Origin of the sequence: Streptococcus macedonicus ACA-DC 198 (assembly GCA_000283635.1) — a bacterium.
GTDB classification, from domain to species: domain Bacteria; phylum Bacillota; class Bacilli; order Lactobacillales; family Streptococcaceae; genus Streptococcus; species Streptococcus macedonicus.
Map to the genome: position 1 here is coordinate 559,588 of HE613569.1, position 12,283 is coordinate 571,870.

Here is a 12,283-nt window from a genome sequence, read left to right on the forward strand (position 1 = left end):
TCATGACTAAATTAAGAGAAGATATTCGTAACGTGGCGATTATCGCCCACGTTGACCACGGGAAAACAACCCTTGTTGATGAATTATTGAAACAATCACACACACTTGACGAACGTAAAGAATTGCAAGAACGTGCAATGGACTCAAACGATCTTGAAAAAGAACGTGGTATTACAATCCTTGCTAAAAATACTGCAGTTGCTTACAACGGTGTTCGTATCAATATCATGGACACACCAGGACACGCGGACTTCGGTGGAGAAGTTGAACGTATCATGAAAATGGTTGACGGTGTTGTGCTTGTTGTCGATGCTTACGAAGGAACTATGCCTCAAACACGTTTCGTGTTGAAAAAAGCTCTTGAACAAAACTTAACACCAATTGTTGTTGTTAACAAAATTGATAAACCATCAGCTCGCCCAGCAGAAGTTGTTGATGAAGTTCTTGAACTCTTCATCGAACTTGGTGCTGACGATGACCAATTAGAATTCCCAGTTGTTTACGCATCAGCTATCAATGGTACATCATCACTTTCAGATGACCCAGCTGATCAAGAACACACAATGGCTCCAGTCTTTGACACTATCATTGACCATATTCCAGCGCCAGTTGATAACTCAGAAGAACCACTTCAATTCCAAGTATCACTTCTTGATTACAATGATTTCGTTGGACGTATCGGTATCGGACGTATTTTCCGCGGTACTGTTAAAGTTGGTGACCAAGTTACTCTTTCAAAACTTGACGGTACAACTAAAAACTTCCGTGTTACTAAATTGTTTGGTTTCTTCGGACTTGAACGTCGTGAAATCCAAGAAGCAAAAGCTGGCGATTTGATTGCTATCTCTGGTATGGAAGACATCTTTGTCGGTGAAACAATCACTCCAACAGATTGCGTTGAACCGCTTCCAATTCTTCACATTGATGAACCAACACTTCGAATGACATTCTTGGCAAATAACTCACCATTTGCAGGTCGTGAAGGTAAATTCGTTACATCTCGTAAAGTTGAAGAACGCTTGCTTGCTGAATTGCAAACTGACGTATCACTTCGTGTTGAAGCAACTGATTCACCAGATAAATGGACTGTATCAGGTCGTGGTGAATTGCACTTGTCTATTCTTATCGAAACAATGCGTCGTGAAGGATATGAACTTCAAGTATCACGTCCAGAAGTTATCATCAAAGAAATTGACGGCGTGAAATGTGAACCATTCGAACGTGTTCAAATCGACACACCAGAAGAATACCAAGGTTCAGTTATCCAATCATTATCAGAACGTAAAGGTGAAATGCTTGATATGCAATCAACTGGTAATGGTCAAACACGTCTTGTATTCTTGGCACCAGCACGTGGACTTATCGGATATCCAACTGAATTCCTTTCAATGACTCACGGTTACGGTATCATGAACCATACATTCGACCAATACTTGCCAGTTATCAATGCAGAAATTGGTGGACGCCGTCGTGGTGCTCTTGTATCTATCGATACTGGTAAAGCAACAACATACTCAATCATGTCTGTTGAAGAACGCGGTACAATCTTCATTAACCCAGGTACTGAAGTTTACGAAGGAATGATTATCGGTGAAAACTCACGTGAAAACGACTTGACAGTTAACATCACTAAAGCTAAACAAATGACTAATGTCCGTTCAGCTACGAAAGACCAAACTGCTGTTATCAAAACACCACGTATCTTGACGCTTGAAGAATCACTTGAATTCTTGAACGATGACGAATACATGGAAGTAACACCAGAATCAATCCGCTTGCGTAAACAAATCCTTGATAAAAACTTGCGCGCTAAAGCAGCTAAGAAGAAAAAATCTGCAGAGGAGTAAAACAGTCCAGAAGACTGTTTTAGGTCCGATCCTAAAAACAAAAAAAGCGAGGAAATCTGTTAGATTAAATCAAGTCTTCGCTTAAAACTGATAAATTGAATTGTAAAAGAAAGGAGTTATGAATGTTTTATTTAATCGTTGCTACTTTGATTGTTTCGTATTATTTTTTCATGGCTCCAAAAACAATTCGCAGCACTTTAAATATGATTGGTATGGTGGGAGCAGTAGCTTTATTGCTCGTTTTGGCAGCTATGAGTTTTGTCAAAATTATGCAATCACCACCAGAAATCTTTCTTGGACTTGCTATGGTTGCCTTAGGATTCTTCGCCATAAGAGATGTCTATCGCTTACCGTCTAAGAAAGATGAAAAAAAGCATTATAGCAAGAAAAGCTGAGGGGTACTCAGCTTTTTTCGTATCTTTGTCAGCTTTGTGGCGGGAAATGTCGTAAGATATTGAAAAACACCTTAAATAAATGTAGAATATTATTATACTTGCAATGTTAGAATGGATGTATGATGAAAACAATTAAAATATTTGAAAATAAAAAAGTTTTGGTACTTGGTTTGGCAAAATCTGGTGAAGCCGCAGCACGACTCCTTGAAAAATTGGGCGCTATCGTTACTGTCAATGACGGTAAACCATTTGATGAAAATCCTGCTGCACAATCACTGCTTGAAGAAGGAATCAAAGTTATCTGTGGTAGCCACCCGTTGGAACTTTTGGATGAAAATTTTGAATTAATAGTTAAAAACCCAGGTATTCGATACGATAATCCAATGGTAGCACGTGCTATCGAAAAAAATATTCCAGTTATCACAGAAGTCGAGCTAGCTTACATGATTTCAGATGCCCCAATCATTGGAATTACTGGTTCAAATGGTAAAACAACGACAACAACCATGATTGCCGAAACACTTAATAACGGTGGTAAATCTGGGCTTCTTTCAGGAAATATCGGTTTTCCTGCTTCAGAAGTTGCGCAAACAGCAACAGATAAAGACATTTTGGTTATGGAATTGTCTTCTTTCCAATTAATGGGAACAGATACTTTCCACCCACATATCGCTGTTATTACTAACCTTATGCCAACTCATATTGACTATCATGGAACTTTTGAAGAGTATGTTGCAGCAAAATGGAACATTCAAAAGAATATGAGTGCTGATGATTTCGTCGTGCTTAATTTCAACCAAGATTTGGCAAAAGAATTAGTACAAAAAACAGTAGCCAAAGTCGTTCCATTCTCTACAACTGAAAAAGTTGACGGTGCTTACTTAGACGGTGATACGTTGTATTTCAAAGGTGAAGCTATCATGAAAGCTTCAGAAATCGGTGTGCCAGGTAGCCATAATGTAGAAAATGCTTTGGCAACTATTGCCGTAGCAAAATTATCAGGAATCGCAAATGATGCTATCAAAGAAACCTTGACTCATTTTGGTGGCGTAAAACATCGTCTTCAAGCACTTGGTGAGATTAATGGTGTTAAATTCTACAACGATTCAAAATCAACTAATATTTTAGCAACTCAAAAAGCCCTTTCAGGCTTTGATAATTCAAAAGTGATTTTAATCGCTGGTGGTCTTGACCGTGGAAATGAATTTGACGAACTTGTTCCAGATATTACTGGGGTTAAATTAATGGTTATCCTTGGTGAATCAGCTCCGCGTGTCAAACGTGCAGCTGACAAAGCAAATGTTCCATATGTTGATGCCAAAGACGTTGCAGACGCTGCTCGCATTGCTTATGACAAAGCTGAAGCTGGTGATGTTGTTCTCTTAAGCCCTGCTAATGCTAGCTGGGATATGTACAAGAGCTTTGAAGTTCGTGGTGACGAATTTATCGCAACCTTTGAAGCAATTAAAGGAGAATAAACATGGCTAAGAAAATTGTCTTTACTGGCGGTGGAACCGTTGGTCATGTAACGTTGAACCTTATTCTTATTCCAAAATTTATCAAAGACGGTTGGGAAGTTCATTACATTGGCGACAAGAATGGCATTGAGCATGAACAAATCACCAAATCAGGTCTTGATGTGACTTTCCATTCCATTGCAACAGGAAAATTAAGACGTTATTTCTCATGGCAAAACATGCTTGACGTTTTCAAAGTGTCATTTGGAATTCTACAATCATTGGCAATTATTGCTAAAATTCGACCACAAGCCCTCTTTTCAAAAGGAGGATTTGTGTCAGTTCCACCAGTCATTGCTGCTAAGACGTTAGGCGTTCCTGTATTTGTTCATGAATCTGATTTGTCTATGGGTTTGGCAAATAAAATCGCCTATAAATTTGCGACAACAATGTACACAACTTTTGAACAAGCTGAAGGCTTAGCAAAAGCAAAACATGTTGGAGCGATTACAAAAGTCGGCAGTAAAGTTGACTATGATGACAGTAAAATTGAAGAGATAAAAAATCATTTTGACCCTAATTTGAAAACACTTTTGTTTATTGGTGGTTCTGCTGGGGCACGTGTTTTTAATGATTTCATCACTAATACTCCTGAATTAATCGAGCATTTCAATGTTATCAACATTTCAGGGGATAAATGTTTGAATGGTTTAAGTCAAAACCTCTATCGTGTTGACTACGTCACAGACCTTTATCAACCTTTGATGGATATGGCTGATGTGGTTGTGACGCGAGGTGGTTCAAATACTATCTTTGAATTGGTTGCAATGCACAAATTGCACTTAATTGTTCCTCTTGGGAAAGAAGCCAGTCGTGGTGACCAATTAGAAAATGCAGCTTATTTTGAGAAAAAAGGCTATGCTCGTCAGCTTGCTGAAGAAAAATTAACCTTTATTAATCTTGAAGAAGAATTAGCTCAACTTTTTGCTCATGAAGATAGTTATAAAACAGCAATGGCGACTTCAAACGAAATCAAATCACAAGATGAATTTTATCATCTCATCACGCAAGACATCTCTAAAACCGCAAAAGGAATGTAAATGACAAAAGAGAAAGAGCAAGATAAAAAAGAATCTAAAACTCAAAATGACGAAAAGCTTGCGCTGACAGAATGGCAAAAACGCAATATTGAATTTCTGAAGAAAAAAGAAGCTGAAGAAGCTGAGAAAAAGAAACGTCAAGAAAAATTACGTTTAGAACGCACGCCGCATGTCAAAAAAGAAGATGACGACGAGGAAGAAAAAGACTCCCAGTCTGAAAAGAAAGCTGACAAAGAGACAACTAACGGTGATGCTGACGAACAAGAAATTGTTTCTAAAAAAGAGAAAAAACAAAAAGCAAAACAAGCTAAAAAAGCCAGAAAAGAAAAAAAGAAAAAAGAGAAAAAAGAGAAAAAGGAGCTCACACAACTTCAAAAAGCGAGATGTCGTGCTTATCCTGTTCTTATTGTTGCTGGTGCAGTTTTGCTAATATCGCTCTTTTTGGTAACGCCTATTAGCAAGCAAAAAACAGTCACAGTTTCGGGAACATCAACAACAACTTCTGATTCTGTTTTGACTGCGTCGGGCATAAAAAGCTCAGATTATTTCTTCTCGCTGATTTTTAACCATTCAGCGTATGAAAAAAGTATTTTGAAAAACGATAAAATGGTCAAAGAAGCTAAAATCGTTTATTATTTTCCGAATAAATTCATGATAAAAGTGAAAGAATATGATATTGTGGCTTATGCTCAGACGGATGATGGCTACCAACCAATTCTTGAAAACGGAACTCACCTTGATGTTGTTGGGGCGTCTGAATTACCTGATACTTTCCTGACTATCAATCTTTCTTCTGAAAGCGATATTCAAAAATTGATAAAAGCTTTTTCAAAACTAGATAAAGATTTGGTTAGCCAAATTCAAATTGTTAGCTCTGCGAATTCTTCGACGACAGCTGATTTACTTCTTTTGGAAATGCACGATGGTAATACTGTTCGTGTACCATTGTCAGAAATTGTTGAGAAATTACCTTACTACACAAAAATTAAGGGAAATCTGACAGAAGCCAGCATTGTTGATATGGAAGTCGGTATTTACACAACGACAGAAACTATTGAGTCCGAAGCTGCCGCTGAAAAAGAAAGTGCTAGCTCAGAATCAAGTGCTGAAAATACAGAGTCTAGTGATACCGAATCAACAACAAAATCTAGCGAGGAAACTCAGACAGAATCAAGTGATACAGAAGTATCAACAGAAGCATTTGCAGTAGATGGTGCTAGCGATAATAACTCTACTACAGAGGAAAATCCGAATAATATGACATCTGGTATGCAGGTTGGTCAACAATAAAATTAAGTTTCTATAACAAAAAAAGTAAAATGATAACATTTTACGTTTTTTTATGATATAATATTCTCTGAATGATTCTGATTTTATACAGATTTTAGAATAGTAAATGATTGGAAAGATAGTGAGGTCGAGTGAATGGCTAGAAATGGCTTTTTTACAGGTTTGGATATAGGAACAAGCTCGATTAAGGTTCTAGTAGCAGAATTTATTTCTGGCGAAATGAACGTGATTGGTGTGAGTAATGTTCCTAGTGAGGGAGTAAAAGACGGGATTATTATAGATATTGAGGCTGCTGCTGAAGCGATTAAAAAAGCGGTTGAGCAAGCAGAAGAAAAAGCAGGAATGACAATTGATAAGATTAACGTAGGTCTTCCAGCTAACTTGCTTCAAATCGAACCCACCCAAGGGATGATTCCAGTACCTAGTGAATCAAAAGAAATTAAAGATGAGGATGTTGATAGTGTTGTTAAATCAGCATTGACAAAAAGTATTACTCCAGAACGTGAAGTAATCTCATTGATTCCTGAAGAATTTATCGTTGATGGTTTCCAAGGAATTCGTGATCCACGTGGCATGATGGGGATTCGCTTAGAGATGCGTGGTTTGATTTATACAGGACCAAGAACTATCTTACATAATCTTCGTAAAACAGTTGAACGTGCAGGCATTAGTGTTGAAAATATTATCATCACACCGCTTGCTATGGCAAAATCAGTTCTTAATGAAGGTGAACGCGAATTCGGTGCTACTGTAATTGATTTAGGTGGCGGTCAAACGACTGTTGCTTCTATGCGTGCACAAGAATTGCAATACACTAACATTTACCCAGAGGGCGGTGAATATGTAACCAAAGATATTTCAAAAGTTTTAAAAACATCTATGCAGATTGCTGAAGCCCTTAAATTCAACTTTGGACAAGCTAACCTAGAGGAAGCAAGTTTGTCAGAAACTGTCCAAGTTGATGTCGTTGGTAGTGATACACCTATCTCAGTTAGCGAGCGTTACTTGTCAGAAATTATTTCTGCGCGTGTACGCCACATCCTAGATCGTGTTAAACAAGATTTGGAACGTGGACGGTTGCTCGACTTACCAGGAGGTATTATTCTTGTTGGGGGTGGAGCAATCATGCCAGGTGTGGTTGAAGTTGCTCAAGAGATTTTTGGAACAACAGTTAAACTACATGTTCCAAATCAAGTTGGTATCCGCAATCCAATGTTTGCTAACGTCATCAGCCTTGTTGAATACGTTGGTAAAATGAGTGAAGTGAATGTGATTGCGCAACGAGCAGTTTCTGGCGAAGAAAATCTTCGACGCAAACCAGTTGATTTTGAACCACAACCGCAAGTACAACCACGAGTGGTCTATAATAACGACCCAGTTGTACCAGCAAATGATAACCTAGTACCGCAACCCACTCAGGTTCCACCAGTTCAAAAACAAGAAGAATCAAAACCAAAACTAAAACTTGGTGAACGTGTTCGTAGTATTTTTGGAAGTATGTTTGACTAAACAATAAGTGAGGAATAAAAATGGCATTTTCATTTGACACAGCATCAGTACAAGGTGCAGTTATTAAAGTTATCGGTGTTGGTGGTGGCGGAGGCAACGCTATCAACCGTATGATTGATGAAGGTGTTGCTGGTGTTGAATTTATCGCAGCAAACACTGATATCCAAGCATTGAGCTCATCTAAAGCTGAAACTGTTATTCAGTTAGGCCCTAAATTGACTCGTGGGCTTGGTGCTGGGGGACAACCTGAAGTAGGTCGTAAGGCTGCCGAAGAAAGTGAAGAAGTGTTGACAGAAGCTCTTACAGGGGCTGATATGGTCTTTATCACTGCTGGTATGGGTGGTGGTTCTGGTACAGGTGCTGCACCAGTTATCGCACGTATTGCTAAAAGCCTAGGTGCTCTTACTGTTGCTGTTGTAACACGTCCATTTGGTTTTGAAGGAAACAAACGTGGTAACTTTGCAGCAGAAGGAATTGCAGAACTTCGTGAACAAGTAGATACATTACTTATCATTTCAAATAATAACCTTCTTGAAATTGTTGATAAGAAAACACCTCTTCTTGAAGCGCTTAGCGAAGCTGATAATGTTCTTCGTCAAGGTGTTCAAGGTATCACTGACTTGATTACAAGTCCTGGTCTTATCAACCTTGACTTTGCCGATGTTAAAACAGTTATGGCAAACAAAGGTAACGCCCTTATGGGGATTGGTATTGGTTCTGGTGAAGAACGTATTACAGAAGCTGCTCGTAAAGCAATCTTCTCACCACTTCTTGAAACTACAATTGATGGTGCGCAAGATGTTATCGTTAACGTTACTGGTGGACTTGATATGACTCTTATAGAAGCAGAAGAAGCTTCTGAAATCATTAGTCAAGCAGCAGGTAAAGGTGTTAATATCTGGCTTGGTACATCTATTGATGATACGATGAAAGATGAAATCCGCGTAACAGTTGTTGCAACAGGTGTTCGTCAAGACCGCGCTGAGCAAGCAGCAGGATTCCAACAACCAACTCGTTCATTTACTCAAGCTAATGCACAACAAGCAGCAGGTGCTCAATACGCTTCAGAGCGTACACAACAACCAAATCAAACAACATTTGAACGTCGTTCAAGTTTTGACTATGATATGGGTAAAAGCCATGCTATGCCAGCTTCACAACAGCCAGCAGCTAACCAATCTCAACAAAAAGAAAATTCATTTGGTAACTGGGATCTTCGCCGTGACAACATTGCACGTCCAACAGAAGGTGAATTAGATAGTAAATTGACAATGTCAACATTTACAGCCAATGATGATGATGCGGATGATGAACTAGAAACACCACCATTCTTTAAAAATCGTTAATGACAGATTTTCAAAAAAATAAAGACCTTGTTTTTGAACAAGTTGCGCAGGCTGCGCAACAAGCCAATCGTTCTAAAGAAAGTGTCAATGTTATCGCCGTGACGAAGTATGTTGATAGTGGTGTTACTGCTCGTCTTATTGACACAGGTATTGAACATATTGGTGAAAATAGGGCCGATATGTTTCTTGATAAATATGAAGCCTTAAAAGATAGAAAATTGACTTGGCATTTAATTGGAAGTTTGCAACGTCGAAAAGTTAAAAATGTGATTAACTTTGTTGATTATTTCCATGCCTTGGATTCTGTCAAACTTGCTTCAGAGATTCAGAAACGAGCAGAGCATACTATCAAATGTTTCTTACAGGTTAATATTTCAGAGGAAGAGAGCAAACACGGTTTTAAAGTTTCGGAAATTGACGAAGCTTTAGCCGCAATCTCTGAATTTGATAAAGTGGAAATCGTGGGCTTGATGACAATGGCTCCGAAAGAAGCTTCTGAAAGTGAGATTGAAGAAATTTTTGGAAAAGCAAACCAACTTAGACAAGAGTTACAAGCTCGCCAATTACCTCATATGCCTTTTACGGAATTAAGTATGGGGATGAGTGGTGATTACAAAATTGCGATTCGCAATGGAGCGACTTTTGTTAGAATTGGAACATCATTCTTTAAATAACGGGAGAACAAAAGATGGCATTTAAAGATAAATTTGACAAACTAATTTCTTATTTCGACACTGATGAGGTAAGTGATGTTGAAGAAACTGTTGAAGAAGAGGCTCAACGCCCACGTGTTCAACAGCAAGCAGAAGCAGTACCACAACAAGCCCAAAGACGTGCTGAACCAGTTCAAAATGTTAGAATTCAGCAAGTTCAAGGTGGTGAAGCAGCTCGTCAACGTCTACAACAGCCTCAACATAGACGAGCAGTTGAAGAAAATCAACCTGTTCGTTCAATAAATCAACGTCGTGAAGAACAAATGCAAGTAAGTGCTAATCAAGCAACAACGACAATTACTTTGAAATTTCCTCGTAAATATGAGGATGCTCAAGAAATTGTTGATCTTTTGATTGTTAATGAATGTGTATTGATTGATTTCCAATACATGCTTGATGCACAAGCACGCCGTTGCCTTGACTTTATTGATGGTGCAAGTAAAGTTCTTTATGGAAGTCTTCAAAAGGTTGGTAGTTCAATGTACTTATTGACACCTTCTAACGTTATTGTTAATGTTGAAGAACTTGCTGTTCCAAATAACGGGCAAGACATCGGTTTTGACTTTGACATGAAGAGACGCTAATATATGATTTTTGTATTAATTGTACTATTAAGACTAATTCAGTTTTACTCTTATCTGTTATTTGCGTATGCTTTGCTTTCATGGTTCCCAGGAGCTTACAACACTTGGTTTGGAAGAGTCATGGGGCAACTGGTTGAACCAGTTATTAGACCTTTTCGCCGTTTTAATCTTCAATTCATGGGATTAGACTTTACGATTTTAGCCGTAGTAATTGCGCTAAACGTTTTAAGTCGTATTCTTATCATGATTTTTGCGTAATATGGCGATGAAAAAGGGTTTATATCAGCATTTTCGACCAGATGAGTATGATTTTATTGAAAAGATTGATGATCTTGCTCGTCGTGTCGAAGAAACTTATGCATATGCTTTAACAGATTTTCTAAATCTTCGCCAAGTTGATATCGCAAAAAGCGTTATTGGCAATCGAAGATTACACTATTTTGTTTCGAGTGATTATTATCCAGCTGAATACGCTCGACTTATTGTGGCACCTGACTATTATGAGTTTAATCCTGAGGATTTTGAATTAACCTTACTTGAGGTGAATTACAATTCAAAATTTAATCAGCTGACACATTCTCAGATTATGGGGACTTTACTTCATAAACTTGGGATTAAACGAACAGTCATCGGAGATATTTTAGTTGAATCTGGTTATGCACAGCTTTTGGTAAAGCAAAATATGGCTGATTACTTTAGAGCTAATGTGACTAAAATTGCTAAGGCTAGTGTTTCACTAAAAGAAATTCCTCTGGAACAGTTAATTGCAGGTGAGAAAGATAGTCGGCAACTGGACATCATAGTTTCTAGTATGCGCATGGATAAAGTTCTTGCAACAGTTTTGAATCTTTCAAGAAGTCAAGCAGTGCAGTTGATAGAAACTGATAAAGTAAAACTTAACTATCAAATAGTTGATAGAGCCTCAGAAATGCTTCAAGTTGGAGATTTGATTAGTGTTAGAGGATTTGGTCGCTTTTCTATTTTGAGTGAAAATGGTTTCACCAAAAATGGAAAATGTAAATTGACCGTAGATAAGATGATACATAAATAAGGAGAAATCAATGGCACTTACAGCACTTGATATTAAAGATAAAACATTTAAATTAAAATTTCGTGGTTACGACGAAGAAGAAGTTAATGAATTTCTTGATATTATTGTAGATAATTATGAAGACTTGGTTCGTCGTAATCATGAACAAGAAAACAAAATCAAAGATTTAGAAGATAAATTAGCTTACTTCGATAAAATGAAAGAATCATTGAGTCAATCAGTTATCCTTGCACAAGAAACAGCTGAAAAAGTTAAAACATCTGCTAACGATGAAGCTGCTAACCTTGTTAGCAAAGCTAACTATGATGCACAACATCTTATTGATGAGGCTAAATCAAAAGCTAATCAAATTTTACGCGATGCAACTGATGCAGCCAAACGTGTTGCTGTGGAAACAGAAGATTTGAAACGTCAAACACGTGTATTTCACCAACGTTTGGTAGCAGCTATCGAAGGACAACTTGGTTTAACAAATTCACCAGAATGGACAGAATTGTTGCAACCAACAGCAGTTTATCTTCAAAACTCAGATGCTGCTTTCCGTGAAGTTGTTGAAAAAGTTTTGGAAGAAAAAGTTCCAGAAACAGATGACGAATTATCAATGGATGCAACACGTCAATTTACACCAGAAGAAATGGAAGAATTGCAACGTCGTGTTGAAGCAGGAAACAAACATCTTGAAGAAACACAAAAAATTGCTATTGTAGATGACAACGAAGCAGATTCTGAAATCAATCTTAACGAAACACAAACATTTAAATTAAATATCGAAGAATAAGAAAAACACGGTTGATAGTCAATATTCACAGCGAGCAGGCGATGGTGTGAGACCTGCAATCACTTGGGTATCAATTATCCTTTTCTAACATTTTTACCTGAATCAAGTAGGGTAAAAGGGCAAACTCACCTTACGAGTTAAAGAGGGAAATTTAGATTTTAAAGACTAAATTTCTAAACTAAGGTGGTACCACGAGCTTTCGTCCTTTTTGAG

Annotated in this window: 12 protein-coding genes; all 12 read left to right on the top strand. The window is 37.8% G+C overall.

The window, feature by feature from the left end; all coding sequences use genetic code 11:
* The first annotated feature begins 2 nt into the window (after nucleotides 1–2).
* The 12 genes from typA (at nucleotide 3) to SMA_RS03060 (ending at nucleotide 12,070) form a co-directional block, all read left to right on the top strand.
* On the top strand, nucleotides 3–1,847 hold the full coding sequence (gene typA / locus SMA_RS03005; protein ID WP_014294150.1) for a translational GTPase TypA: 1,845 nt from the start codon (nucleotides 3–5) through the stop codon (nucleotides 1,845–1,847).
* Between the two features lie 122 nt (nucleotides 1,848–1,969).
* Nucleotides 1,970–2,242, top strand: coding sequence for a DUF3165 family protein (locus SMA_RS03010; protein WP_014294151.1), 273 nt, complete (start codon nucleotides 1,970–1,972; stop codon nucleotides 2,240–2,242).
* Between the two features lie 122 nt (nucleotides 2,243–2,364).
* On the top strand, nucleotides 2,365–3,720 hold the full coding sequence (gene murD, locus SMA_RS03015) for a UDP-N-acetylmuramoyl-L-alanine--D-glutamate ligase (RefSeq protein ID WP_014294152.1): 1,356 nt from the start codon (nucleotides 2,365–2,367) through the stop codon (nucleotides 3,718–3,720).
* Between the two features lie 2 nt (nucleotides 3,721–3,722).
* The gene (locus SMA_RS03020; protein WP_014294153.1) at nucleotides 3,723–4,799 is read left to right on the top strand and encodes a UDP-N-acetylglucosamine--N-acetylmuramyl-(pentapeptide) pyrophosphoryl-undecaprenol N-acetylglucosamine transferase; all 1,077 of its coding nucleotides are present in this window, start codon (nucleotides 3,723–3,725) and stop codon (nucleotides 4,797–4,799) included.
* Nucleotides 4,800–6,089, top strand: a complete 1,290-nt coding sequence (locus tag SMA_RS03025) for a cell division protein FtsQ/DivIB (protein WP_014294154.1) — start codon at nucleotides 4,800–4,802, stop codon at nucleotides 6,087–6,089. It abuts the gene before it with no gap.
* Nucleotides 6,090–6,224: 135 nt separating this feature from the next.
* Complete coding sequence (ftsA, locus tag SMA_RS03030) at nucleotides 6,225–7,598, top strand: cell division protein FtsA (RefSeq protein WP_014294155.1); 1,374 nt, start codon at nucleotides 6,225–6,227, stop codon at nucleotides 7,596–7,598.
* A 20-nt stretch (nucleotides 7,599–7,618) separates the two neighbouring features.
* Nucleotides 7,619–8,944, top strand: a complete 1,326-nt coding sequence (ftsZ, locus tag SMA_RS03035; protein ID WP_014294156.1) for a cell division protein FtsZ — start codon at nucleotides 7,619–7,621, stop codon at nucleotides 8,942–8,944.
* Entirely contained in the window at nucleotides 8,944–9,618 is a 675-nt protein-coding gene (locus SMA_RS03040) for a YggS family pyridoxal phosphate-dependent enzyme (protein ID WP_014294157.1), read from the top strand. Before ftsZ ends, SMA_RS03040 begins: the two co-directional genes overlap by 1 nt.
* A 14-nt stretch (nucleotides 9,619–9,632) precedes the next feature.
* A complete protein-coding gene (locus tag SMA_RS03045) occupies nucleotides 9,633–10,241 on the top strand; it encodes a cell division protein SepF (protein WP_014294158.1) in 609 nt (202 codons plus the stop codon).
* Nucleotides 10,242–10,244: 3 nt separating this feature from the next.
* The gene (locus SMA_RS03050; protein WP_014294159.1) at nucleotides 10,245–10,499 is read left to right on the top strand and encodes a YggT family protein; all 255 of its coding nucleotides are present in this window, start codon (nucleotides 10,245–10,247) and stop codon (nucleotides 10,497–10,499) included.
* A 1-nt stretch (nucleotide 10,500) separates the two neighbouring features.
* Complete coding sequence (locus SMA_RS03055; protein WP_014294160.1) at nucleotides 10,501–11,292, top strand: YlmH family RNA-binding protein; 792 nt, start codon at nucleotides 10,501–10,503, stop codon at nucleotides 11,290–11,292.
* Between the two features lie 10 nt (nucleotides 11,293–11,302).
* On the top strand, nucleotides 11,303–12,070 hold the full coding sequence (locus SMA_RS03060; RefSeq protein ID WP_014294161.1) for a DivIVA domain-containing protein: 768 nt from the start codon (nucleotides 11,303–11,305) through the stop codon (nucleotides 12,068–12,070).
* Nucleotides 12,071–12,283: the final 213 nt, after the last annotated feature.